Genomic DNA, 24,390 nt, shown 5'->3' with positions numbered 1-24,390 from the left:
AGTTGATCACGAAAATGTGACTAGGACAGTGCAAGAGCAAATGTCATAAATTGTCTTCGTGGTGATTGAGCGGGCGATTTTTGGGATGTTGCGGACGCAAGCGGACGACGGAGGAGCGTAGGGCGCAGTGCGGAAACGGATAGGCGAAAGTGTGCTGAAACGTCTCGGCAGACGTTCCGGTAACACCCTGGGAACACGATTCCCGTTCGAATGCCCGCGCATGGAATTCATGCGCGGGCGACTTCGCTCGTGCCGTGTCGTCCGGGTCCTATCCAGGCCTTACGGCGTTAGCGGCACTGTTTTTGCACGGCGACGCGCAGGACCGGTAAAATGCTTGGTTGATCCACGGAAAACGCCGTGGCGTAGCGGAAGGATTTCCCAAACATGACAGATTTTCGTGTGAACAAGCCGGCTTTGAAGGTCGCGGCCCTCTTGATGGTGGGAGGCCTTGTTGCCGGATGCGGTACGTCGTCTCCCGATGCAATCAATTACAAGAGCGATTCCCGGTCAAAACAGGCATCGCTCGCGGTCCCGCCCAATCTGCTCGATGAAACGGGAGATCAGCGTTCATTGCCGCCTCAGGGCGGGCAGGCGACCCTGTCGGACCTCCAGCAAGTGCAGAAGGTCGCGCCGAATGCACCCACGGTCATCCCGCCGGTGTCGGGTATGCATATTCAGCGTGACGGCACGGAGCGCTGGCTGGTTATCGACACCCGGGCGCCAGACCAGGTCTGGCCGCAGATTCGTCGTTTCTGGCAGGAACAGGGCTTTCTGCTTGTCGTGGACGCGCGTGACAAGGGCGTCATGGAAACCGACTGGAACGAAACCCATCCGCAGATTTCGGACGGGCTGATTCGCAACACGCTATCCATGGCAACGGGCAACTCATACGTTGCAGCAGAACGCAACAAGTACCGCACCCGGCTCGAGGCAGCGCCGAACGGCGGCACGTATGTGTTCATCAGTCAGAAGGGCATGCGCGAAGCACTGACCGGAACGAATAACGAGCAAAGCCAGTGGCAAGCCAAGCCGAACGACCCGGCGCTGGAAGGTGAATACCTGAAGCGCTTGATGGCGAACCTTGCACTGGCCGACGCACGTCAGGCTAGCGGCCAGACCGGCGCGACCGACGCTGCCATGGCTGCGGCCGCGGCAGCAAGCTCGCCGTCAGCCACTACTTCAGCGCAGAGAGCGGCACAGAACGCCGCTCTTGCAGCGCAGACGCCGATCAAGGAAGACGTGATACCGGAAGCGAGCTCGGTTGAGATCAATCTGCCGGAACCCTACGATCGTGCCTGGTTGCGCGTGGGTCTGGCGCTCGACCGGACGAACTTCACCGTCGATGACCGGGATCGTGGCCGCGGTATTTATTTCGTCCGGTATGTCGACCCAAAGGACATGACGTCGGCGGAGCAAGGGTTCTGGAGCCAGGTGTTCCACGGTAAGAAAGAGAAGCTGGCCAAGAACTACGAGATCAACGTGCGGGCGCTGACGGAAACGCAGACGCGTGTGTCAATCATCGACAGCAAGGGAGACGTTGATTCCTCGCCGCAAGCACGCCAGATCATGGGCTTGCTCGACGACCAGTTGCGTTGAAGCACATCACGGCGACGTTCGGCAGACTGGTTCAGGAAACTGAATCAATCAGCTGGACGTCACCGAAAGACTGCGCGTAACGGCTACTACACAACAAACTCGCAACAAACTCGCGACTAACCAGTCCCACTAAGCCGCCTGAAGTTCAGGCGGTTTTTTTTGCGTCTGAGATTAGCCGAAGCATTTGAAAATGCCTTTTGCATTCAAATGCGCGGTAACGCTCGCGAGCGAATGCGGTGGCCGCGTTACGCTTCGGGCGAAGGATCTCAGACGAAGGAAGCAGGAAGGAAGCAGGAATAAATCGGACCTTTCGAGAGGTCGGTGTCACGTTGCAGCGAGTAGTTGCATTGTTCGGTTCAGGCGCTGTTTTTGCTTTTTTATGTGCGGGAAAGCTTATAGGAATCAACTGCATAGGGATTACATTGTACCCATGGCATGTAATCTGCCGGTGCCTGCGTGAAGCGGTTTCCTGCCTCACGTCGCTATAAGTCACCAATTTTCTTTCACGAATTGCGGTCCGCTGGCCAAGCGGATCTCGATGGCCCCGTCGCCTATCCTCGTAGGGCGACGGCTTTTGCCCGCGTTCCCCAAAGGGAACGCGGGCTTTTTTCTGGGTGCGTCCAAAAGCGGTTTCGGCGAGCGTGACGCGCCGACGCTATGCTCGATCCTTTGATCGGGAGTCAAGTCATGACGGAAATCGCCGTGGTCGCAACATTCGTCGCCAAACCGGGCAACGAAGACAAGCTGAAGGAAGCCCTGCAGGGCATCGTGACGCCGACGCTCAAGGAACCAGGCGCGCTCCAGTACGACCTGCATCGCGACATCAAGGAGCCGCGCCGGTTTGTCTTCTTCGAACGCTGGCTGAGCGAGGCGGCGCTGGCGCAGCACAATCAGACACCGCACATCCAGGCGCTCGGCAAAACGCTGCCGGACCTGATCGAGCATGGTGAAATCAACGTGGTGGCAAAGCTCTGAGCCGCTGGATGGGCCACGCAATCGTCACTGCGCCTGCGCGGCAATGTTCCATCGCATTACATCAGCCCTTAAGCGCCAGCCCTTAATGTGTCTCGTGCGGCACGTCGAGGATCAGGATGATGGTCCAGTCGGCGTCGCCGTCATGATGGTACTGACGCTCGGCCACGATAAACGGCTGTTGCTTGCCGTCCGGGCCGAGAAACAGCACGTCGCCCTCCATGGGCAGGCACTCCACGGGCGGCAGGGCGAGATATGCGTCCTTGTCCTTTGCGTTACGCGGCATCAGCTTTTCGATCTTGCGTGATGCTGCTTCGGTCCATTCGATGTCCAGCTGGATGTTGCTCATACGATCCTCCGCACACGAGTGCGATTCAATTTATCGACGCGGAATGTAGCATACGCCGGGCCGATGAACGCATCGTTGCCGGAGTGTCTCTGACAAACAAAAGCCGGATACAACGCGACGTGCGTCATATCCGGCTTCTTTGAGGCGATCGGCTAGCCGTTCGGCTCGCTAGTTGGTTTGCCAACCGCCAACGTTTGCGCGCCGTTGCGACGTTTGAACCTGATCGCTTATTCGGCCATAGCTTTCGAGTGCTTCATGCCCGACTTCTTGTGATGCATGGTGCCCTTGTGCATCGGCATTTCGGTCTGCATGTTCGACTGACGCGACTGCAGGTCCTGCGCGCGCTGCTCGATATCCGAAATCTTGGCCGGATCCGTACTCATCGTGACGCCCTGATCGGATTGTGCGAATGCTGCGCTGGTCATTGCGCTCAGGGAAAACAAGACTGCCAGGGACATTTTCTTCATTGTTACCTCCATAGACTCGTTGAACCCGGGTTGGCCTGTCGCGATTGGCGAGACATTACACGCTGCGTAGCAAATACTGATCCTGCTCGCGAATCGTTACATGTAGTTACAGTGCCTTTGCATTGCAGCAACGACACTGCGGTTCGACTCTAACAGAGCATCAGCCCGGCCAGTCGATTGACTGAGCCGGCGATAATACCGGCGAAGCGCATTGGTTTCTAGTACTGAATTTCGAGATGAGTAACGGCCTTGACACATGACCGGTAACAGTAAATCGATTCAATACAGCCCTACGCTTCGGTACACACGAAAGCGCAGGATACCGATCAGTTCATGCAGTGCAGTTTCAGCATCGACGAAACCGCGCGAGCGGGGAAAGAATGTAGCCTTGGATTGCCTCACATTGCTGGTGAACGCTTGTGTGTCGAGGCCAAAAGCATTGAAGGCAAGCAACGACCGTGGCATGTGGTAAGCGGACGTAATCAGGACCAGGGTTTCGTCGCGCTCCGGCTTTACGATGCTCGCGACATTGCGAGCATTCTGGTACGTGTTGAGGCTTTCGTTTTCGAGCACGAGGTCGCTGGCGCTCACGCCGCGAGCGAGCAGGAAGGGTGCGTAGTTGTCGGCTTCAGCCTGTTCGTGATGCTGCGGATTACCACCGCTTACGATGACACGGCAAGCGCCGCCCGCACGCCGGCATTCACGATACAGCTCGGCTGTGACAACAATACGCATGAACGCATCGCGTTTTGGAACCAGGCGTTTGTCGTCGTAACGCGTGCCGCCACCCAGCAGGATAAAGGTCGTTCGCGATGCGAAATGCACGTCCTGCGGCGTCGACTTCTCTTCGAACCCGCGCTGCGCAAGGTGAAGCAGGGGGGCCGAAAGCCAACCTGCGCCGAGCGTCCAGAACAGCGCGATGCAGACGAGCGCGACCGCGCGCCGGCGTTGTCGCCAAACTGCGAATAGTGCAAAGAAAAGCAGCAATAAAGTTATAAGAACCAATTTGGTTTGAGGTAACGTATAGGTTTTCGAGATAATCCGCTTCGTGGTCATCGCATTCGTTAGGATGCATCGCCGGAACTGCGGAACGCGTTGTGTAGTGCGCGTTTAACGGGCGCTCGGAATTATAAGTAGCGGTAAGCAGAATAAGCAGCACCTAGCGCAAGCGGCGGCTGCGAGTTCCGGTCAGGGGCCGCGAAGTCGGCATTCTGACTGGTTTCGGGGCGTGCCGCGTTTAGTCGGTGCCGCTGGCAGTCAGTTACTGCCATGTGGCTCCGTCACGGCTGCACTGGAAGACATAACGAGATGACCACGTATTCAAACGAAGCCGTACTCGAAGCGCTCCGGCGAGCTCAGTATCGTCAAGTTCCGTGGGCAAGACGCCCTAACGTTTTTAGCCATCTGCGCGACCTGGGGCTGCTGGAGCTGGTCCGGCAGCGCACTGTAGCACCCGCACCCGGTTTTCACGCTCCTGTGGACATCGCCGTAGTGACCGAGCGGGGCAAACTGGAGTTCTCCCGTCTCTCGCGCGACGAGCGTTCGATGGACTGGGATCTGCACCGTGCCGCACCCTATTCGCCGGCTGTCATTCAGGAACCGCTGGCCGAAGCGCGCGCTTAAAGAACCTCTCCTTACTTTGCGCTAGTAGTCTTACGCTTCTCCGCAGTGCCCGTGCGTCAGGCAAACGGTTGCGGCTGCGAAAGCGTCATTTTTGCGTCGAATGAGTCGGGCTGCAAAAGCGGCACACTCACGACAGTGGCAAAACTCCGGCGAAAAAAAAGCCCGTATCACGAGGATACGGGCGTACCGGATCTGCTGCTGCCACGCTGTGCTCATGGCATAACGTCGGACTGGCGCGATGAGCAAGGGTTCCCGGAAGATCCTCCATCGATTGAATATGGCTTGCCTGAGCGATATTCCGGCGGCTTGACGCTTGTCAAAGTGTCCCTGTGATTTACGCACTTCGACGCGCCTCAGTGCTTACGCGGGCGGTCTCCGCGGTCCACCTCCGGCCGAGCACGTACATTACTCGCTATGTCGCCTCGCAAATCTCCCCGCGGGGCGGTTTCGGCCATTTCGCTGCGCGCCGATTCCTTTCTCCAGTCCTGCAGGCTGGCTTGTGTATTCGCGCGCAGCGCGAAGTTGCCCCCCGACGATTCCGCGTGCACCGTAATCGCTGCACCCAGCGATGAAAGCACAATGCCGCATGCGAGCAGTGACATTGGTTTCATGATGAAAACTCCCCTTCGAACCGGTATTGGTTCGCTAGCCAGCTTCATAAGCTATGCCAGCACACGAAAGGATGCTGTAAAGATTGGTAAAGAGTTGTTTCCTGGATTCGCTGACCAGGCGCCACGAGGGCGCAACAAGCCATCGCGAGGCACCTGTTCGGGCGGTCGCAACATCAATGTGCGTGGAGGCAATGCGCGCCAGACGCTCCCTTTCGATCAACGAAAGGCGAGCGCCTGCCGGCAGATTTTTGACTTGCTAAAACGGTCTGCGAGCGCAGGCCGATGGCTCATCACTCGAGGAAATACATCGGTGGGAGCCGGGGTAAAAACGCAGGAAACCTGCGCGCGGGTGCTTCGCGTAAATTCAACCGTACAGCGCCGAAGTACCACGTGGCTCGCAGCGATCGGCCATACAGCCGAAGTGCCGCTTGCCGCGTTGTGCCAGGATGTCAGGCCATCTTGACCGGCGCGCGCCACGATTCCGGATTCGTCCAGAATGCGCCGCGCAGACGGTCGCGGCTCGGCGGTGCAGGCGGCTTTGCAGCGGTGGAACCGATCCGGCCCCGCAGCGACACCTCACGGCCGTTGTTGCCCAGCCGCTTCACGATTTCGGCGAGCGTACCGTCGGCTTGCCATTCGTCGAACCGTCGACGGCAAGTCGGCGGCGACGGATAGCGGCCCGGCAACTTCGACCAGCCTTCGCCCGTGGACAAGACCCACAATACGGCATTGACGACAGCGCGTGCTTCCACGCGCGGACGGCCGCGCCGTTCGCTGCGTGCCGGTTCTGCGCAAAACAAGGCCTCAACCAGCGCCCACTCGTTATCTCTTAAATCGTCGAACATCATGATGTTTCACCTCAGCGAAGCTAACCCCGGTGCGCTGCCCCGCGCCGCGCACTCTGGTCGGAATTCGAAGATCGAACCCAGGTAAGGTCGGAGCAAGCATTGCGACGGACGATTTGCGTTTAAAAACTGCAATGGCGCCGACCTCTGCGCAAGTAAATGCGAGAACCGTGCCATGCGTGTATCAATCGGTCCGAAAGCCTCGCGGCAGTAGGCTGGCGCGAGGCCAGCATGGCCCGTATGAGACGCTATAAGTGCGGTTAATGAAATCGGGACAATCACCAATCAAGTGCAATAAGCCCATCCTGCGTGCGCGAATGCATTTTTGCTGCGCCGCAGCGCGCTGTCGGATGACCCCATTTCTTCGCTACCTTTGATCTACACTTTGCATCGATAAGATCGATTGATGAGAGGAAGGTATGAGTCGAGCGCTCAATGTGACGTTGCGTCAGCTGCGCGTGTTTATTGAAGTCGCCAGGCTGCAAAGCTTTAGCCGGGCCGGCGATGAAATCGGCCTGACCCAGTCCGCGGTGAGCCGCTGCGTGCGTGAGCTCGAGGGGGAGATCGGGCTGAAGCTGGTCGATCGGACGACCCGCGAGGTGCAACTCACCGATGTCGGCGCGAATCTCGTGGGCAGCGTGTCACGGCTGCTGTCAGACCTCGATGAAGCGCTCCGCGAAATCCGGGATCTCGGCCAGCAACGCCGTGGACGGGTCATCGTCGCGGCCAGTCCGACCGTGGCGTGCCGTCTGATGCCGCTCGTCATTTCGGCCTGTGCCCGGGAATTTCCGCTGATTTCACTCGGTTTGCGCGACGACCTCCAGAGCGACGTGATTCGCAAGGTCAAATCCGGCGAGGTCGATTTCGGGGTGGCGATCGGTCCATACGCCAATGACGACCTGTACGGGGAGGTCGTGACGACCGACTCGTTTTGCGCGGTCGTGAGGCGGGACCATTCGCTTGCGGGGGCGCGGGAGGTGCCGTGGGCCGCGTTGTCCGGCGAACGCCTGGTCATGCTGGACCACGCTTCCGGAAGCCGTCCGATTATCGATGCCGTACTGCGTGAACATCACGTTATCGCCGATGTGGTGCAGGAGCTAGGTCATTCCGCTACGGTGTTCGGGCTGGTGGAGGCGGGCGTCGGTATAAGCGTGCTGCCATGGCTGGCGCTGCCGTTGCCGGCGAACTCGTCGCTGGTGGCGTTGCCGCTGGTGCCGCGGGTCGAGCGCACTGTCGAACTGGTGCGGCGGCGCGACCGGTCGTTGTCGCCTGCCGCGGAGTCAGTGTGGGCGCTGGTCGCTGGATTGCCGAAACGCGTTGAAGAACTGGCTTAGCCGATTGCTCGATCGCATTGATCGCCAAGCGTGCGGGCCGCTCGTGCGCGATCTCTGCGGTTTTGCGCTATTGCAAGACCCGTGGGAGCCCGCCAAGCCCGCCAAGCCCGCCGAGCCCGCGAAAAGGCGCAAGAACTGGCCTGATGGCTAACGCGCGCGCCGTACAGCGCTTTTCCGAGGGCGTCGCGTTAGACTTTCCCTTTCCATCGGTGGAGGCGGCAATGAGCGAGTCAGAAGGGGCGGTTATCTCGGAACTTGGTGCGCTGGCACGTGCGCAGAACGTGCAGGCGGAAGGCGAACGTGCCCCGAATGCCCGTGACGCAGTCCGTGCGCTGCGCCCATCGCAGATCCGTGAGGTCGCCAATGCGGGTTTCGGTGTCCCGGATGTGCTGCCGTTCTGGTTCGGCGAATCTGATCAGGTGACGCCGCAATTCATCCGCGACGCCGCCAGCCGTGCGCTCGCCGACGGTGCAACCTTCTATACGCACAACCTGGGCATCGCGCCGCTGCGCGAAGCGCTTGCTGGTTATGTCGGCAAGCTGCACGGCGCCACCCGCCCTGAGGAAGTTGCAGTGACGAGCGCCGGCGTCAACGCACTTATGCTGGCGACGCAGCTGATCGCAGGCGCCGGCGACCGGGTGGTGGCGGTGACGCCGCTGTGGCCGAATCTCGTCGAAATTCCCAAGATTCTCGGCGCTAGCGTTGAAACGGTGGCGTTGACCTATGGCGTCACCGGCTGGACGCTCGATCTCGACCGGCTGCTCGACGCTCTCACGCCCGGCACGCGCATGCTGATGATCAACTCGCCGAACAATCCCACCGGCTGGGTCATGACGCGCGAGCAACAGCAGGCGGTGCTCGACCGATGCCGGCAGCTCGGCATCTGGCTGGTCGCCGACGAAGTCTACGAGCGCCTCTATTACGGCGATGACGCCGCGCTCGCCCCTTCGTTCCTCGATCTGGCTACACGTGACGAACGGGTAATAGCGGTGAATTCGTTCTCGAAGGCCTGGCTGATGACAGGCTGGCGGCTTGGCTGGATCGTGGCGCCCGAGCGGCTGATGGAGGATCTCGGCAAGCTGGTCGAGTACAACACCTCTTGCGCGCCGTCGTTCGTCCAGATGGCCGGGATCGCCGCGGTGAAGGACGGCGAGCAATTTACGCGGTCGCTGGTCGCTGACCTGCGCGCCAGCCGCGATTACCTCGTGACGGCATTGCAGCAGATTCCGGGTATCGACGTGCGGGCGCCAGCCGGTTCCATGTATTTGTTCTTCAGGCTGCCGGGCGCGAACCGCAGCCTCGAGCTGTGCAAGGCGCTCGTGCGCGAGAGCGCGCTCGGGCTTGCGCCTGGCAGCGCGTTCGGTCCCGAAGGAGAAGGGTTTGTGCGCTGGTGCTATGCGTGCGACACCGCTCGCCTGGACGCCGGGGTCGCACGTCTGCGAGCGTTCATGCAAGCGCATCCGGCCGGGTGAGTGGGTAAGTGGCGACTGAGTGGAGACTAAGGGTCTGCAGGTTGGGGCAGGGCGCAAGCGAGTAACAGAAAGGGACAGGGGGCAGGGCTTCGGCTTCAGAAGGCCGCCAGACGTGAGTTCGGCGGCGACCCAATGTTTCACCTTTACGCATCGTTTGTTTTTGCGTAATATGCGTCCAGTCACGCGCTTCCGCCTTGGAAAGCGCTACTTCGTCCGGCTGGGAAAAATTCGGCGATCAGGATCTGATCCCGTGTTTTGGCTCCCCCCGGTGCGTGCTCCCAATCAATATGACCGATCAGAAATCGGGCGAGCGCGTCGTCAGTATCCTCGTCCACGATTTTCCAGTCTGAGCGTTGCGAATGGTTCGAGTAGTCGGCGTCATTCGATTCGGCCTGACTTGACCGGTTCATAGACCATACAGGGTCCTATCTAGCTGCATGAATACCCAAGAGGCGAAGATCGTCCTCGAGACTGCCTTGATCTGCGCGCAGGAGCCGCTGAAACTCGCCGAGTTGCGCAAGCTTTTTGCCGACGATATCTCGGCAGACACGGTTCGTACCTTGCTCGACGCCCTGAAGCAGGATTGGTCAGGACGCGGCGTGGAACTCGTGGCGCTGGCGTCCGGATGGCGGTTTCAGAGCAAACCTGCAATGCGGGCCTATCTCGATCGGCTACACCCGGAAAAGCCGCCCAAATATTCGCGAGCCGTACTTGAAACGCTCGCGATCATTGGTTACCGGCAGCCGGTGACGCGTGGCGACATCGAAGAAATTCGCGGTGTCACGGTGAACACGCAGGTCGTGAAACAACTGGAAGACCGCGGCTGGATCGAGGTGATCGGTCATCGCGACGTGCCGGGCCGGCCCGCGCTCTATGCCACCACCAAGCAGTTCCTGGATGACCTGGGCTTGAGCGCGCTGGACGAACTGCCCGCACTCGATAACCCATCGGCGCAACTGGAAGCGTCGTTGCTCGCGCAGCATGCGATCGATTTCCCCGGCGACGACGCCGCCGCAATCGGCGCTGCGCTGGTGCAAGGGCTGGAATCGACGGGCGAACCTGCATTGTTGCCGAACGCTTCGAGCGCGACCACGCATGAAGCAACTCAGGTTGGGACTTATGAAGCAACTCAGGTAGCGACTCAGGCGCTGCATTTGCAGGAACCGGAGGCGGCCGAAGCAGTACACCCGGAAGGCGAACCGCTTTCGCATTCACAAGCCGGCGCTGACGAGCCTGTAAATGAAGAAAGCGCCGATGCGCAAACGCTCGCGCAGGTGCCATTCGAACCGCAGCAAGCTGTGTCCCTGACCGGCGCGGAATCGCTCGAAGCGATTGCGGGCGTCAGCCGGGACCCATTGCAAGCAACACAAGCAACGCCCGGCGACGCGGTCAACCGTCGCGAGGCGGCGCCGGACGTTAGCGCCGGCGCATTGACAAGCGACGCTGCGCGACACGCATTACCGCACGCCGCTGATGAATCCGATGGCGCTGACAACGCGAATACACCGGATGCATCGAAGTTATTCGACGCATCGAATGCACCGAACGCGTCGGACGAATCAAACGAAACCGACGCATTCAACGCACCGGACGACCAGACTGCGCGCCGCGCCTGAGGCCTGTTTGCCCGAACCTTCATTCGGCTGCTAATCACCATCGGCCGGATTTTTTGACGCGCCCGCGACGGGCGCGCGACCCGACACAATTGAGGTTGTTTTGACACATTCCCACGACAGCGATTCGCCCGAATCCGAGCGCCCCGTTCGTGCCGATGAAGCACATGGCCAGGCCGATGCAGGCGAACGCACACGCAACGACGAACCCGCCGAGGGCGAAGACCGTCCGCGTCGCGGCTTGCGGCGCGGGCCTCGCAGCCTGATCGCCCGCCGTCGCGCCGTCGCCAAGACGAAGGGCGCCGACGGTGCGCCGTCAGCGGCGCCGGCTGGCGTGATCGCTGAAGCCCCCCCGGATGGCGTAGTCGCAGCGCAGGTGCGCATGCCGCGCAAGGATGCAGGCTCACGTGGGCCGCGCACCGGTGCGGGTGGTGGAGATGGCGCACGCAGCGGGTCGGCGGCCAAGCCGCGCGTTCCCCGCGAAGGGTCAGCCGACGGCGCTCGCGAAGGCCAGGCGCCGCGTGAGGCACGCGAGCCACGAGAAGGCGGCCGGCGCTCGCCGCGGCAGGCTCAACAACCCGGACAAGCTCAAAAGCGCGGTCGCCGCGATGGCGCGGCAACACCGGCAATGCCGGCAACAGCCGCTGCGGCAGGGTCCGAGGACGACGTTTTCGCGTATGTGACATCGCCTGCATTCGACGCCGACAACACCTCGGGCGACTTGCGTGCTCCCATGCTGCGACGCGGCCGCCCAGCCCCGCAAAAACGCGTGCTCGAAGCGGACGACGACACGCCGAAGCTGCACAAGGTGCTCGCCGAGGCGGGCATGGGCTCGCGCCGCGACATGGAAGAACTGATCGTGGCCGGACGGGTATCGGTGAATGGCGAGCCGGCGCATATCGGCCAGCGCATCATGCCGACCGACCAGGTCCGCATCAATGGCAAGCCGGTCAAGCGCAAGCTCGCGAGCAAACCGCCGCGCATCCTGCTGTATCACAAACCGACGGGCGAGATCGTCAGTCACGCCGATCCGGAAGGCCGTCCTTCGGTCTTCGATAACCTCCCGCCAATGAAAACGGCCAAATGGCTGGCGGTTGGACGGCTCGACTTCAACACCGAAGGATTGCTGCTTCTCACCACGTCCGGCGATCTGGCCAACCGGTTCATGCATCCGCGCTATAGCGTCGAGCGTGAATATGCGGTACGGGTGGTCGGCGAACTGGCGGAAGGTATGCGTCAAAAGTTGCTGAGCGGCGTGGAACTGGAAGATGGCCCGGCGAACTTCCTTCGTATCCGCGACGGCGGCGGCGAAGGCACGAATCATTGGTATCACGTGGCGCTGGCTGAAGGCCGGAACCGTGAAGTGCGCCGTATGTTCGAAGCGGCCGGCCTGATGGTGAGCCGGCTGATCCGTACCCGTCACGGCCCGATCGCGTTGCCCAAGGGGCTCAAGCGCGGCCGTTGGGAAGAACTTGAAGACAACGAAGTGCGTGGCCTCCTGGCATCGGTCGGACTGAAAGCGCCGGCCGAAGAGCGGGGCGCGCGCAGCGCTGCACCGCGTATCCAGCCTGATCCCCTGCAAACGTCAATGGGCATCATCACGCGTGAGCCGGTGCTCAGTTCGCATGGCCGATTCGCGCAGACGACGCCCACACGCGGCGGCCCTGGCGGCCCGGGCGGACGGCGTGGAGCGCCCGGTGGTTTCGGCGGCGGTTCCAGTTCCGGCGGCGGTTATGCGGGCAACCGCAGCGGGGGCGGTTATGGCGCGCGTGGCAGCAATGGCGACCGGGAAGCAAACGGCAATCGTGCGGGCGGCGAAGCGAACGGCAACCGCGCGATCCCGCGTCCGGGCGGCTCCGCAGGCGGCCCGCGCGGCAGCCGTCCGCCCGGTTCACCGGCCATGGGCGGCGGCAATGGCGCAGGCGGACGCTCGGCCAACGGCGGCGGCAAGCGCCCCGGGCAAGGCGGCCGTCAAGGTCCGGCTGGCGCCGGCGCGCAAGGTAATGGCGGCAACGCGGGCGGCGCCGGCCGCGGCGGCGCTCGCCCGGCACCGCGCAACCGGACGCGCGGACGCTAAGAGTCAATCGCCGCGCCCGACTCCCGGGTCTGTGTGGCGCGGCATGTGACTTGGACGACAAGGCGGGCAAGCAGATCGCCCGCTCTGTAGTTCGTTGAATTCAGCACGATGACTTTGGCCTTTCGGAGAAATCCGGCAAAGCGTGACGAATGCCTTCGATTTGCCTTCTAAATGGCCCTCAAATGGCTATACACAGGGCGCATTGGTTGCGTTTATCCCGAAAAATGGCTAAAATCACGAAGTCGCTGGGCATGGTGTTTTGTTTCGCCGCCCGGATGTGATCTCGGTACAGAAGGATGGGCGTTGCGCCCATTTTTTTTTGGCCGTTCGGTTCAGCATCTTGGGGCAACGAAAGTGCGCCAGCTCAAGGCGCGGTCCGCAGGTGTTCGGCGTGGAGCGCGCGAACATCTTGGAGTCTTTCACTGTGCAACTGACGGAAATCATCGAGACCACGGTCTCGGGCCTGGGCTACGAACTTGTCGATATCGAGCGCGCGGGGGGCGGTTTGCTGCGTATCTCCATCGACCAGCCCGCCGGCATCGCGATTGAAGACTGTGAGAAAGTCACACGTCAGCTTCAGTATCTGTTCGAAGTGGAGAATATCGATTACTCACGGCTCGAAGTCGGGTCGCCGGGTCTCGATCGTCCGCTCAAGAAAATGGCGGATTTCGAACGCTTCGCAGGCAGCGAAGTCACTATCACGTTAAAGAAGCCGCTGGACGGGCGCAAGTCGTACCGTGGCATCCTGCATGCCCCGGATGGCGAGTCGATTGGTTTGGAATTCGAAGGGAAGGACGGCGGCGCTGCGATGCTCGATTTCACGCTCGCAGACCTCGATAAAGCACGTCTCGTCCCCAAAGTTGACTTTAGGAGCCGCAAACAATGAGTCGCGAAGTTTTGATGCTGGCGGATGCGCTGGCGCGCGAGAAGAACGTCAACAAGGACGTGGTGTACGCAGCGCTCGAAGCAGCGCTTGCTTCGGCAACGAAGAAGCTGTTCGAGGAAGACGTGGATATCCGCGTGGCGATCGACCGTGAAAGCGGTGAGCACGAAACCTTCCGTCGCTGGAAAGTGGTGCCGGACGAAGCCGGCCTGCAGGAACCCGACCAGGAAATCCTGCTGTTCGAAGCGAAGGAAGAGAAGCCCGACGCGCAAATCGATGAATACATCGAGCAGCCCATTCCGTCCATCGAGTTCGGCCGGATCGGCGCGCAGGCTGCCAAGCAGGTCATTCTTCAGAAGGTTCGCGACGCTGAGCGCGAGCAGATCCTGAACGACTTCCTGGAACGCGGCGAAAAGATCATGACCGGCGCGGTGAAGCGCCTGGACAAGGGCAATTTCATCGTTGAATCGGGTCGTGTGGAAGCGCTGTTGCGCCGCGACCAGCTGATTCCGAAGGAGAACCTGCGGGTCGGCGACCGGGTTCGCGCCTACATTGGGAAGGTTGACCGCACCGCACGTGGTCCGCAGATCGAACTCTCGCGCACGGCGCCCGAGTTCCTGATGAAGCTGTTCGAAATGGAAGTGCCGGAAATCGAGCAGGGCCTGCTCGAAATCAAGGCGGCCGCGCGCGATCCTGGCGTGCGTGCGAAAATCGGGGTGATTGCTTACGACAAGCGCATCGACCCTATTGGCACTTGCGTCGGGATCCGCGGTTCGCGGGTCCAGGCGGTGAGAAATGAGCTCGGTGGCGAGAACGTCGACATCGTGCTATGGTCAGAGGACCCCGCTCAGTTCGTGATCGGCGCGCTCGCGCCGGCTGCCGTACAGTCGATCGTCGTGGATGAAGAGAAACACTCCATGGACGTCGTCGTTGACGAGAACGAACTTGCGGTTGCTATTGGCCGCAGCGGCCAGAACGTGCGTCTTGCCAGCGAATTGACCGGCTGGCAAATCAACATCATGACGCCGGACGAGTCCGCGCTGAAGCAAAACGAAGAGCGTGGCACGTTACGCAGCCTGTTCATGGCGCGCCTCGACGTTGATGAAGAAGTGGCCGACATTCTCATCGACGAAGGCTTTACCAGCCTCGAAGAGATCGCGTATGTGCCGCTCAACGAAATGCTCGAAATCGAAGCCTTCGACGAAGACACTGTTCACGAGTTGCGTAACCGCTCCCGTGACGCGCTCCTGACGCAGGCAATCGCGAATGAAGAAAAGGTCGAGGGCGTGGCGCTCGACCTGAAGAGCCTCGAAGGTATGACCGACGAGTTGTACGCGAAGCTCGAAGAACACCAGGTCCGCACGCGCGACGACCTCGCCGAGCTGGCTGTGGATGAACTGGTCGAGATGACCAGTATTGAAGAGGATGCCGCTAAGGCGTTGATCATGAAAGCACGTGAACACTGGTTCCAGTGAGAAATGACCATGGCGCACTGACATATCGCGGCCGTTAGGCCGCATGACCCGATCAAACAGCAGGGAATTTGTCCTTGCATCAAGAGGAATGAATGGCGAGTAACAACGTAGCCCAATTTGCCGCGGAACTCAAAATGCCTGCGGGCGTCCTGCTCGAGCAGTTGCAGGCGGCTGGCGTCACGAAAGCGAGCGAGGATGACGATTTGTCCGAGACGGACAAATCGCGCCTGCTCGAACACTTGCGCAAGTCGCACGGTTCCGCCGACGCCGACAAGCGCAAGATCACTTTGACCCGCCGGCATACGTCGGAAATCAAACAGTCCGACTCTACGGGTAAAGCTCGCACCATTCAGGTCGAGGTCCGCAAGAAGCGCGTGTTCGTGCAGCGCGATCAGAGCGGTGTTGAACAGGTCGTTGAAGGTGCGAACCACGTCGAAGAAGACGAGGTCGACGAAGCCGAATTGCAGCGTCGCGACGAAGAGGCGCGTCATGCGGCCGAATTGCTCGAGAAAGAAGCGCTGGAGTTGAAGGAACGCCAGGAACGCTTCGAGCGCGAAGAGGCAGAGCGGGTCGCGCTGGAAGCGGCTGCTGAAGCCGAGCGTCGCCGTGCCGAGGAAGAAGAGGCGAAGCGTGCTGCCGCCCAGGCGGAAGCCGCGGAAATCTCGCGTGCTGCGTCGGCTGCCCGTCAGGAATCGCGCCCGGAGTCGAAGACCGAACAGGTCGCAAGCGCTCCGGTGAAGGCCGAAGTTGCCGCACCGCAAGTCGACGAAAAGGCAGCAGCCGAGCGTGCCGCTAAACGCGAAGCTGCGAAGAAGGCGGAAGACGCCGCGCGCGCCGCGACCGAAAAGGCGCGTGCCGAGCACGACCAGATCGCGAAACGCCGTGCAGCGGCCGAAGCCGAAGCGCGTGCTATCCGCGAAATGATGAATACGCCGCGCAAGGCTCAACAGGCGAAACCGCCTGAGCCATCGCCTGCCGCCGTGGCTGCTGCCGCGGCAGCGGTTGTCGCTGCTGCCAAGGTCGCGGAAGGCGCGAAGGCTGCGGAAGCCAAGGGTACGTTGCACAAGCCGGCACGGCCGGAAGGTTCGGCCCCGGCACGTCCGGCAGCCGCGAAGAAGCCGGCTGCAGGCGCACCGGCGGCGACCACGCCGTCGTTGGGACCGGACAAGAAGAAGGCCGGTGGCAAGAGCAGCTGGCAGGACGATGCAGCCAAGCGTCGTGGGATCAAGACGCGTGGCGACACCAGCGGTGGTGTGGATCGCAGCTGGCGCGGCGGCCCGAAGGGTCGTGGCAAGCATCAGGACCAGACGAACTTCCAGGCGCCGACGGAACCGGTGGTGCGGGAAGTGCATGTGCCGGAAACCGTGTCGGTGGCGGATCTGGCGCACAAGATGTCGGTGAAGGCTTCGGAAGTCATCAAGGTGATGATGAAGCTGGGCCAGATGGTCACGATCAACCAGGTGCTGGACCAGGAAACGGCGATGATCGTCGTCGAAGAACTGGGTCACAGCGCGGTTGCAGCCAAGCTGGACGATCCGGAAGCGCTGCTCTCCGAAGGCGAAACGCAGGAAGAAGTGGGCGAACGCCTGCCGCGTCCGCCGGTGGTCACGGTCATGGGTCACGTCGACCACGGCAAGACCTCGCTGCTCGATTACATTCGCCGCGCGAAGGTCGCGTCGGGCGAAGCGGGCGGGATTACGCAGCACATTGGTGCATACCACGTGGAAACGCCTCGCGGCGTGATTACGTTCCTGGACACGCCGGGTCACGAGGCCTTCACGGCCATGCGTGCTCGCGGTGCAAAGGCAACGGACATCGTGATCCTGGTGGTCGCAGCGGATGACGGCGTGATGCCGCAAACGAAGGAAGCCATCGCTCACGCGAAGGCGGGTGGCGTGCCTATCGTCGTGGCGATCAACAAGATCGACAAGCCGGGTGCCGCTCCTGAGCGCGTGAAGCAGGAACTGGTCGCTGAAGGCGTCGTGCCGGAAGAGTACGGTGGTGATTCGCCGTTCATCGAAGTGTCGGCGAAGACCGGTGTTGGCATCGAAAGCTTGCTGGAAAACCTGTTGCTGCAAGCTGAAGTGATGGAGCTGAAGGCGCCGGTCGATGCACCTGCCAAGGGTCTCGTGATCGAAGCGAAGCTCGACAAGGGCAAGGGTCCGGTTGCGACCATCCTGGTGACGTCGGGTACGTTGAATCGCGGCGACATCGTGCTGGCGGGTTCGGCCTTTGGTCGCGTTCGAGCCATGCTCGACGAAACCGGCAAGCCGATCAAGTCGGCGGGTCCGTCGATTCCGGTCGAGATTCAAGGTTTGTCGGAAGTGCCGGGCGCGGGTGAAGAAGTCATGGTCCTGCCGGACGAACGCAAGGCGCGTGAAATCGCCCTGTTCCGTCAAGGCAAGTTCCGCGACGTCAAGCTGGCCAAGCAGCAGGCAGCGAAGCTCGAAAACATGCTCGAGTCCATGACGGAAGGCAACGTGCAGAACCTGCCGTTGATCGTCAAGGCCGACGTGCAAGGCTCGCAGGAAGCGCTGGTGCAGTCGCTTATCAAGCTGTCGACCAACGAAGTGCGCGTGCAGATCGTGCACAGCGCGGTGGGTGCGATCAGCGAGTCGGACGTCAACCTGGCAACGGCATCGAAGGCGGTCATCATCGGCTTCAACACGCGTGCAGATGCTCAGGCGCGCAAGGTGGCGGAGTCGAACGGTATCGACATTCGCTACTACAACATCATCTATGACGCTGTAGATGAAGTTAAGGCGGCCATGTCGGGCATGCTGGCTCCGGAAAAGCGCGAAGTGGTCACCGGCATGATGGAAGTTCGGCAGATCATTCGTGTACCGAAGATTGGCGCGATCGCGGGTTGTATGGTCACCGAAGGCGTGGTCAAGCGCAGCTCCATGGTTCGCGTGTTGCGCAACAACGTGGTCGTCCACACGGGCGAAATCGATTCGCTCAAGCGCTTCAAGGACGATGCGAAGGAAGTGCGTCAGGGCTTCGAATGCGGTATTTCGCTGAAGAACTACAACGACATGGTCGAAGGCGACCAGTTCGAAATCTTCGAAGTGACGGAAGTCGCGCGTACGCTATAAAAGATTGACCGCTGGACTCGAGGGCGGAGGGGGCTTCACGCCCGCTCCGCCCTTTTTATTTGCCGGAGCGGGCGTTGTTGAGTGCTCTCCATTGAGTCCGGCGCATACAAATTAACGGAAACATCATGGCCAAGAAACGTACTTCCCCTAACCGCAACGTGCAGATCGCGGATCAGATCCAGCGCGATCTCTCCGAGCTGGTGCGCGATGTCAAAGATCCGCGCATCGGCATGGTGACGTTTCAGAGCGTCGAGCTGACGCCCGATTACGCTCACGCGAAGGTGTATTTCACGACGCTGACCGGCGATCCGAAGGACACGGAAGCCGGGTTGAACCACGCGGCAGGGCATTTGCATAACCTGCTGTTCAAGCGCTTGCATATCCATACCGTGCCGACGCTGCATTTTCACTACGACCAGACCGTGGTGCGGGCAGTGGAAATGTCGAAGCTGATCGATGAAGCGAATTCCACGCGCGCGCTGGATGACGAAGAACCGGAAGCCGGTGGCGAGGAAGAAAGCAAAGACGACGAGAAAGGCGCCTGATCGATGAACGGTTCTACCCGCCCGAAGATTCCTCGTCGTGTGCTGGATGGCGTGTTGCTGCTTGATAAACCGCTTGGATTGTCGAGCAACGACGCGCTGATTCACGCCAAGAGAATTTATCTGGCGAAGAAAGCCGGGCATACCGGCACGCTTGATCCGCTCGCGACGGGGTTGCTGCCGTTGTGTTTCGGCGAAGCAACGAAGTTTTCGCAGGATTTGCTCGAAGCCGATAAAACCTACGAAGCGACCATGCGTCTCGGCGTGCGCACGACCACGGGGGATGCGGAAGGTGAAGCGCTGCAAACTCGCGACGTAACCTGCGACGAAGCGGCCATTCACGCTGCCATGGCTCAGTTTCGCGGTGACATCGCACAAGTTCCGCCGATGTATTCCGCGCTCAAGCGCGACGGCAAGCCGCTATACGAGTACGCGCGCGCCGGGCAGACGGTCGAGCGCGAAGCGCGCAACGTGACCATTCACGTTCTCGAGTTGATCGCGTGCGCGTTGCCGGACGTGACCTTCCGCGTGACGTGCAGCAAGGGTACGTATGTGCGAACGCTTGCCGAGGATATCGGCGAGACGCTGGGATGTGGCGCGCATCTGGTGGCGCTGCGCCGTACGGGCGTCGGCGCGTTGACGCTCGAACACGCGGTCACGCTCGACGAACTCGCAGACGTCACGCCGGACACACGCGATAGCTGGCTGCAACCCGTCGATGCGTTGCTGTCCACGTTTCCGGCCGTTCATCTCGACGCCGATGCCACGCGTCGTTTCACACAAGGGCAGCGGCTGAAACTGTCCGAGATTGCGGATCCGCCAACTGTGGCGGATCGGGTGCGTGTCTATTCAATCGAAGACCAGCGTTTGCTCGGTGTCGCGCGAGCGGAGGAAGGGGTGTTGGCGCCGGAGCGGCTAGTGGTATCGGCGGTTTAAAGATGAGCCGATGAAGAAAAAAACGCCACGAAATTTCGTGGCGTTTTTTATTGCGAATCAGCGATCAACGAAGCTTCAATGCGCCGCCGAAGCCGCGGCCGCTGAATCTCCACCGCCGGATCTCTCCGGTTTCGTGATCCAGATGAGCGCGATCAGCGCGACGAATATCCCCGCCGAGATATAAAACAAATCATTCACGCCCAACTGCGCGGCTTGCTGCGTGGCCATGCTGTTGAAGAGCCCATAACCCTGCGACTGGTTGAACCCGGCCGCGCCGAACTGCTGCATGGAAGCAGTGAAGTTCGGGTTATACGCATTGGCTTGCTCCATGAGTTGCGCGTGATGAATATTCGACCGATGGTCCCAAGCCGTCGAAAAGATCGATGTGCCGATGCCACCGCACATGATCCGCACGAAGTTCGACAACCCCGATGCCGCTGGAATCCGGCTTCCCGGCAATCCCGACAGCGTGATGGACACGAGCGGAATGAAGAATCCAGCCATGCCGATGCCCTGGATCACGGTAGGAAGCATGAGCGAGAAGGTATCGACGCCGGTGGTATAGCGCGAGCGCATCCAGAATACGAGCGCGAAGACGAGGAACGCGACGGTTGCGATCTTGCGTGGATCGATACGCGGCAGGAACTTGCCGACCACCGGCGACAGCAGGACCGCGAACAATCCAACCGGCGCGAGCACGAGGCCGGCGTTGGTCGCGGTGTAGCCGATATCCGTCTGCAGCCACAGCGGCAGCAGCACGAGATTGCCGAAGTACAACCCATAGCCGATTGCAAGCGCGACCGTCCCGCCCGTGAAATTGCGCAGCTTGAAGAGTGAAAGGTCGACGACCGGATGTTCCGCCGTCAGCTCCCACACGATAAAAAACGCCAGCGCGATCACGGCGATCAGCGTCAGCACCACGATGGTGGTGGAACTGAACCAGTCGAGATCCTTACCCTTGTCGAGCATGATCTGCAGCGAGCCGACCCAGATCACGAGCAGCCCAAGACCCACCGTATCGATAGGCGCCTTGCGTATCACCGAATCCCGGTCACGAAAGATCACGAACGTAGCAATGGCCGCGACGAAACCCACCGGAATGTTGACGTAGAAAATCCACGGCCAGGAGATGTTGTCCGAGATCCAACCGCCGAGGATTGGCCCGGCGACCGGTGCGATCAGCGTGGTCATCGACCACATGGAGAGCGCCATGGGCGCCTTCGCTCTGGGATAAGACGCGAGCAGCAAGGTTTGCGACAGCGGGATCATCGGCCCGGCAACCGCGCCCTGCAACACGCGCGCGGCGAGCAGGAAGGGCAGGGTCGGCGCGAGTCCGCACAGCCACGAAGCGATCACGAACAGCACGATCGACGTCATGAACAGGCGCACCTGTCCGAAGCGTTGCGTGAGCCAGCCGGTCAGCGGCACCGAGATTGCGTTGGCGACGGCGAACGACGTGATCACCCACGTGCCCTGATCCGACGATACCCCGAGGTCACCGGAGATCGATGGAATGGACACGTTGGCAATCGACGTATCGAGCACGTTCATGAACACCGCGAGCGACACCGCGATCGTACCGATCACGAGTTTCGCGCCCTCTAGCGGCGCATGAGCGGCGGTTGGTTGAGACATAGGACGGTTCCGGTGTTCCAGCGCTTACATCAGCTTGGCGAGGTCTTGCTTCGTCGCCGGCTGCACGCTGTCCTTCGATGTCTTTTGCGAGCCACCCGTACCCGGACCTGACGCGCCTTCATTCGCTTCGATAATGCGGGCGATTTCGGCGTCGGCCTGGTCGCCGTACTTGGCGAACACGTCAGTCTGGTACACGGTGTTCGGCGCGGCGCCGAGTTGGCCGCCGTTCTCGTCCTTGATCGTCACGTCCACGTTCATCGACAAACCGATGCGAAGGGGATGTTTCTCGAGTTCCTGCGGATCGAGCGCAATCCGCACCGGCAGACGCTGCACGACCTTGATCCAGTTGCCGGTTGCGTTTTGCGCCGGCAACAGCGAGAACGCCGAGCCTGTGCCCGCCGAGAAGCCGATCACCTTGCCGTGGAACACGACGCCGGAGCCGTACACGTCGGCGGTAAGTTCAACCGGCTGGCCAATGCGCATATGCGTGAGCTGCACTTCCTTGAAGTTGGCATCGATCCAGACGCCGTTCAGCGGCACGATCGCCATCAGCGGATTGCCCGGCGAGACGCGCTGGCCGACCTGCACCGAACGCTTCGCGACATAACCCGTCACGGGCGCCGGCATGGTGTTGCGGGCGTAGTTGATGTACGAATCGCGGACCTTCGCGGCTGCGGCAAGCACGTTCGGATGGCTCGCGATGGTCGTGTTCGACGTCAACGAACGGTTCGACTGCAATTCCTGCTGGGCCGCGTTGAGCGATGCCTGCGCCCCGCGCACAGCGTCCTTGGCGTGCGAGATTTCTTCGCCCGAAACGGCACCCGTCTGCGCAATCGTCATGCGGCGGCGCAAGTCGTCCTGAGCACGTGAGAGATCCGACTGACGCAGCGCGACTTGTGCTGCGTACTGGTTGTCGTTGACGAACAGCGTGCGGACCTGACGCACCGTCTGCGCGAGATTCGCTTCGGCAGAATCGAGCGCGACCTTGGAGTCGGCGGGATCGAGCACGACGAGGGGATCGCCCATCTTCACGGTTTGCGTGTCGTCGGCGTTCACCGAGATCACCGTGCCGACCACTTGCGGCGTGATCTGCACGATATTGCCGTTCACGTACGCGTCGTCCGTGCTTTCGTGGAAACGCGCGATCAGGAAGTAGTACAGCCCGTAAGCGATAGCCGCGATGATCACGACCAGCACGATCAGGCTCATCAGCACCCGGCGCTTGGTGTTGTTGGTCTTGGGCGCCGGCGCGGCTGCGGCGTTTTGTTGAGGGTCGCTCATGAATGGCTCCGTATGCTCTGTCTTGGGTTGCTGCTAGTCGATTCAGTTGGCTGTCTTGGTCGCCGCCGACGCGGTCTGCGACGGTGCGCTCTTGGATGCGCCGTCGATGGCGAGGTTCGTATTCGCGGCGTCGAAGCCTCCGCCCAGCGCCTTGATGAGACCCAGTTGCAGGTCACGGCGCTTCATGCGCAGATTCGTCACGGTCTGCTCGTTCGCCAGGCGGTTCTGGTCGGCGGTGAGCACCTGCAGTTGCTGCGACAAACCCGCTTTATAGCGAATCACGGCGAGCTGGTACGCATGCGTCGAGGCATCGAGGGCGCGCGCGGCATCGCTTGCTTGCTGATCCACCGAACGGATCGATGCGATTTGCGTGGCGACGTCGTTGAGCGCGTTGATCAGGGTCTGGTTGTAGTTGGCTACATCCAGGTCAAAATCCGCGTAACGGCCTTTCAATTGCGAGCGCAATGCGCCGGCATCGAAGATCGGCAGGTGGATGGCCGGTCCCGCCTGGAACTGACGGCTGCTGAAGTTCAGGAAGCGGCTCCAGCCGAATGCATCGAAACCTGCCGCCGCCGACAAATTGATATCGGGGAAAAACTCGGCCTTCGCTTCCTTGACGTTCGATGTCGCCGCTTCCACTTGCCAGCGGGCCGCGACAATATCCGGACGGCGCGAAATCAGGTCCGCGGGCACGTTGTCAGGCAGCGTGACTTCGATCTTCGTATTGAGCACCGGCGTCGCGATCTTCAGGCCACGATCCGGACCCTGGCCGAGCAATGCGCCCAACTGATAACGCGTGGTCGTGATCTGGCCGTCGAGTTCGGAGAGATTCGTCTGGCTCGTCGCGATATTGCCTTCGGCCGTGCGGCTTTCCACGTTGGTGTCGAGCCCCGCCAGCACGCGGCCGTTCGTGATCCGTCCGATGTCCGTCCGGTTCGCGATCTCGCGCTGGGCCACGTCGCGCAGTGCGTAGAGCAGGGCGAGCTGGTTATAGGTCTGCGCAACAGACGTGGCCAGCGTCACACGCGCCTGCTGCATGTCGGCTTCGGCGGCCTTCTGCTGCGAGACCGCCTGATCCAGCCGTGAGCGATTTTTGCCCCACAGGTCGAGATCCCATGACGCGCTCACGAGCGCATTGTTTTCGCTATACCACGAGCCGCCGTACGGAGGCGGGTAGAGCGCATTGCTGGAGTACAGTTCGCGCGACCAGGAATACGAGCCGTTCACCTTGGGATAAAGCGCGGAGCGCGACGACTCGATATAGGACGACGCCTTCGCAATGCGCGCCTGAGCCTGCGCAATCGTCGGACTGCCGGCCAGCGCTTCGTCGATCAATTGCGGAAGTTGGGGGTCCCCGAACTGCTTGGCCCAGTCGAGCGACGGCCACTGGCCGCCCTGCGACGGCAGGCTTTGCGCAGCTTGAAGCGCGTCGCTTTGCGGCTGGGCGATTTGCTTGTCGCTCTTGATGCCGGCGTAGTTCGCGCAACCGCCAAGGGTTGCCGCTACCACCGCGGCTGCCACGGCGGCAGCGAGGGCGCTGCGCGCAGCGACGGGCGCGGATGAATAAAAGAGTTTCATCGCTCG

At 61.2% G+C, this 24,390-nt stretch carries 19 protein-coding genes and 1 pseudogene; 12 read left to right on the top strand and 8 right to left on the bottom strand.

Features of this window, described 5'->3' with window-relative positions:
- The first annotated feature begins 384 nt into the window (after window positions 1-384).
- Together bamC and ACSOSP_RS06025 are read left to right on the top strand one after the other, a co-directional pair.
- Window positions 385-1,596: an outer membrane protein assembly factor BamC gene (bamC, locus tag ACSOSP_RS06030; protein WP_455310092.1), complete on the top strand. Its 1,212-nt coding sequence runs from the start codon at window positions 385-387 to the stop codon at window positions 1,594-1,596.
- 687 nt (window positions 1,597-2,283) lie between these two features.
- The gene (locus ACSOSP_RS06025; RefSeq protein WP_455310091.1) at window positions 2,284-2,571 is read left to right on the top strand and encodes a putative quinol monooxygenase; all 288 of its coding nucleotides are present in this window, start codon (window positions 2,284-2,286) and stop codon (window positions 2,569-2,571) included.
- 82 nt (window positions 2,572-2,653) lie between these two features.
- On the opposite strand, the gene ACSOSP_RS06020 is transcribed toward ACSOSP_RS06025, so the two are convergent.
- From ACSOSP_RS06020 to ACSOSP_RS06010, 3 genes are all read right to left on the bottom strand, one after another.
- Complete coding sequence (locus ACSOSP_RS06020; protein WP_031358965.1) at window positions 2,654-2,917, bottom strand: hypothetical protein; 264 nt, start codon at window positions 2,915-2,917, stop codon at window positions 2,654-2,656.
- A gap of 227 nt (window positions 2,918-3,144) precedes the next feature.
- On the bottom strand, window positions 3,145-3,384 hold the full coding sequence (locus ACSOSP_RS06015) for a hypothetical protein (RefSeq protein WP_455310090.1): 240 nt from the start codon (window positions 3,382-3,384) through the stop codon (window positions 3,145-3,147).
- 279 nt (window positions 3,385-3,663) lie between these two features.
- Window positions 3,664-4,389 (bottom strand): YdcF family protein, encoded by a 726-nt coding sequence (locus ACSOSP_RS06010; protein WP_455310089.1) that lies wholly within the window; start codon window positions 4,387-4,389, stop codon window positions 3,664-3,666.
- A 303-nt stretch (window positions 4,390-4,692) separates the two neighbouring features.
- Here ACSOSP_RS06010 and ACSOSP_RS06005 point away from each other — a divergent pair, with 303 nt between their 5' ends.
- Window positions 4,693-5,007 (top strand): hypothetical protein, encoded by a 315-nt coding sequence (locus tag ACSOSP_RS06005; protein ID WP_031358961.1) that lies wholly within the window; start codon window positions 4,693-4,695, stop codon window positions 5,005-5,007.
- Window positions 5,008-5,360: 353 nt separating this feature from the next.
- Here ACSOSP_RS06005 and ACSOSP_RS06000 read toward each other — a convergent pair whose 3' ends face one another.
- Window positions 5,361-5,618 (bottom strand): hypothetical protein, encoded by a 258-nt coding sequence (locus ACSOSP_RS06000; RefSeq protein ID WP_455310087.1) that lies wholly within the window; start codon window positions 5,616-5,618, stop codon window positions 5,361-5,363.
- 452 nt (window positions 5,619-6,070) lie between these two features.
- Window positions 6,071-6,466, bottom strand: a pseudogene (locus ACSOSP_RS05995) (transposase); the annotation flags it as partial.
- A 416-nt stretch (window positions 6,467-6,882) separates the two neighbouring features.
- Between ACSOSP_RS05995 and ACSOSP_RS05990 the strand changes: the two are divergent.
- From ACSOSP_RS05990 to truB, 9 genes are all read left to right on the top strand, one after another.
- Window positions 6,883-7,797 carry a LysR substrate-binding domain-containing protein gene (locus tag ACSOSP_RS05990; RefSeq protein ID WP_455310086.1) on the top strand — a complete coding sequence of 305 codons (915 nt, stop codon included), beginning with the start codon at window positions 6,883-6,885 and terminating at the stop codon, window positions 7,795-7,797.
- Between the two features lie 221 nt (window positions 7,798-8,018).
- Window positions 8,019-9,269 carry a pyridoxal phosphate-dependent aminotransferase gene (locus ACSOSP_RS05985; RefSeq protein ID WP_455310084.1) on the top strand — a complete coding sequence of 417 codons (1,251 nt, stop codon included), beginning with the start codon at window positions 8,019-8,021 and terminating at the stop codon, window positions 9,267-9,269.
- Between the two features lie 437 nt (window positions 9,270-9,706).
- A complete protein-coding gene (gene scpB, locus ACSOSP_RS05980) occupies window positions 9,707-10,885 on the top strand; it encodes an SMC-Scp complex subunit ScpB (RefSeq protein ID WP_455310083.1) in 1,179 nt (392 codons plus the stop codon).
- 100 nt (window positions 10,886-10,985) lie between these two features.
- Window positions 10,986-12,959, top strand: a complete 1,974-nt coding sequence (locus tag ACSOSP_RS05975) for a pseudouridine synthase (protein ID WP_455310082.1) — start codon at window positions 10,986-10,988, stop codon at window positions 12,957-12,959.
- A 424-nt stretch (window positions 12,960-13,383) separates the two neighbouring features.
- Entirely contained in the window at window positions 13,384-13,845 is a 462-nt protein-coding gene (gene rimP / locus ACSOSP_RS05970) for a ribosome maturation factor RimP (RefSeq protein ID WP_031358953.1), read from the top strand.
- The gene (gene nusA / locus ACSOSP_RS05965) at window positions 13,842-15,317 is read left to right on the top strand and encodes a transcription termination factor NusA (RefSeq protein WP_455310081.1); all 1,476 of its coding nucleotides are present in this window, start codon (window positions 13,842-13,844) and stop codon (window positions 15,315-15,317) included. Before rimP ends, nusA begins: the two co-directional genes overlap by 4 nt.
- A 92-nt stretch (window positions 15,318-15,409) precedes the next feature.
- Window positions 15,410-18,412: a translation initiation factor IF-2 gene (gene infB / locus ACSOSP_RS05960; protein WP_455310079.1), complete on the top strand. Its 3,003-nt coding sequence runs from the start codon at window positions 15,410-15,412 to the stop codon at window positions 18,410-18,412.
- A gap of 125 nt (window positions 18,413-18,537) precedes the next feature.
- The gene (gene rbfA / locus ACSOSP_RS05955; protein ID WP_455310078.1) at window positions 18,538-18,957 is read left to right on the top strand and encodes a 30S ribosome-binding factor RbfA; all 420 of its coding nucleotides are present in this window, start codon (window positions 18,538-18,540) and stop codon (window positions 18,955-18,957) included.
- A 3-nt stretch (window positions 18,958-18,960) separates the two neighbouring features.
- The gene (gene truB / locus ACSOSP_RS05950; protein WP_455310077.1) at window positions 18,961-19,890 is read left to right on the top strand and encodes a tRNA pseudouridine(55) synthase TruB; all 930 of its coding nucleotides are present in this window, start codon (window positions 18,961-18,963) and stop codon (window positions 19,888-19,890) included.
- Between the two features lie 75 nt (window positions 19,891-19,965).
- Here truB and ACSOSP_RS05945 read toward each other — a convergent pair whose 3' ends face one another.
- From ACSOSP_RS05945 to ACSOSP_RS05935, 3 genes are read right to left on the bottom strand one after another with little or no spacing between them, the layout of a single operon-like run.
- The gene (locus ACSOSP_RS05945; protein WP_455310075.1) at window positions 19,966-21,525 is read right to left on the bottom strand and encodes a DHA2 family efflux MFS transporter permease subunit; all 1,560 of its coding nucleotides are present in this window, start codon (window positions 21,523-21,525) and stop codon (window positions 19,966-19,968) included.
- A gap of 24 nt (window positions 21,526-21,549) precedes the next feature.
- Complete coding sequence (locus ACSOSP_RS05940) at window positions 21,550-22,806, bottom strand: HlyD family secretion protein (RefSeq protein WP_455310073.1); 1,257 nt, start codon at window positions 22,804-22,806, stop codon at window positions 21,550-21,552.
- Between the two features lie 42 nt (window positions 22,807-22,848).
- Window positions 22,849-24,384 carry an efflux transporter outer membrane subunit gene (locus ACSOSP_RS05935; protein ID WP_455310072.1) on the bottom strand — a complete coding sequence of 512 codons (1,536 nt, stop codon included), beginning with the start codon at window positions 24,382-24,384 and terminating at the stop codon, window positions 22,849-22,851.
- Window positions 24,385-24,390 lie beyond the last annotated feature (6 nt).

The organism is Caballeronia sp. KNU42 (assembly GCF_053760385.1).
This window is presented reverse-complemented; position numbering and strand designations above follow the sequence as displayed.

What these genes read in the sequence shown, in the direction of transcription:
- ACSOSP_RS06005 (WP_031358961.1), top strand. Translation starts at nt 4,693, where the DNA reads ATGACCACGTATTCAAACGAAGCCGTACTCGAAGCGCTCCGGCGAGCT.
- nusA (WP_455310081.1), top strand. Translation starts at nt 13,842, where the DNA reads ATGAGTCGCGAAGTTTTGATGCTGGCGGATGCGCTGGCGCGCGAGAAG.
- ACSOSP_RS06000 (WP_455310087.1), bottom strand. Translation starts at nt 5,618, where the DNA reads ATGAAACCAATGTCACTGCTCGCATGCGGCATTGTGCTTTCATCGCTG.
- rbfA (WP_455310078.1), top strand. Translation starts at nt 18,538, where the DNA reads ATGGCCAAGAAACGTACTTCCCCTAACCGCAACGTGCAGATCGCGGAT.
- ACSOSP_RS06020 (WP_031358965.1), bottom strand. Translation starts at nt 2,917, where the DNA reads ATGAGCAACATCCAGCTGGACATCGAATGGACCGAAGCAGCATCACGC.
- ACSOSP_RS05985 (WP_455310084.1), top strand. Translation starts at nt 8,019, where the DNA reads ATGAGCGAGTCAGAAGGGGCGGTTATCTCGGAACTTGGTGCGCTGGCA.
- truB (WP_455310077.1), top strand. Translation starts at nt 18,961, where the DNA reads ATGAACGGTTCTACCCGCCCGAAGATTCCTCGTCGTGTGCTGGATGGC.
- ACSOSP_RS06015 (WP_455310090.1), bottom strand. Translation starts at nt 3,384, where the DNA reads ATGAAGAAAATGTCCCTGGCAGTCTTGTTTTCCCTGAGCGCAATGACC.
- infB (WP_455310079.1), top strand. Translation starts at nt 15,410, where the DNA reads ATGGCGAGTAACAACGTAGCCCAATTTGCCGCGGAACTCAAAATGCCT.
- ACSOSP_RS05990 (WP_455310086.1), top strand. Translation starts at nt 6,883, where the DNA reads ATGAGTCGAGCGCTCAATGTGACGTTGCGTCAGCTGCGCGTGTTTATT.
- ACSOSP_RS06025 (WP_455310091.1), top strand. Translation starts at nt 2,284, where the DNA reads ATGACGGAAATCGCCGTGGTCGCAACATTCGTCGCCAAACCGGGCAAC.
- bamC (WP_455310092.1), top strand. Translation starts at nt 385, where the DNA reads ATGACAGATTTTCGTGTGAACAAGCCGGCTTTGAAGGTCGCGGCCCTC.
- ACSOSP_RS05940 (WP_455310073.1), bottom strand. Translation starts at nt 22,806, where the DNA reads ATGAGCGACCCTCAACAAAACGCCGCAGCCGCGCCGGCGCCCAAGACC.
- ACSOSP_RS05945 (WP_455310075.1), bottom strand. Translation starts at nt 21,525, where the DNA reads ATGTCTCAACCAACCGCCGCTCATGCGCCGCTAGAGGGCGCGAAACTC.
- scpB (WP_455310083.1), top strand. Translation starts at nt 9,707, where the DNA reads ATGAATACCCAAGAGGCGAAGATCGTCCTCGAGACTGCCTTGATCTGC.
- ACSOSP_RS05935 (WP_455310072.1), bottom strand. Translation starts at nt 24,384, where the DNA reads ATGAAACTCTTTTATTCATCCGCGCCCGTCGCTGCGCGCAGCGCCCTC.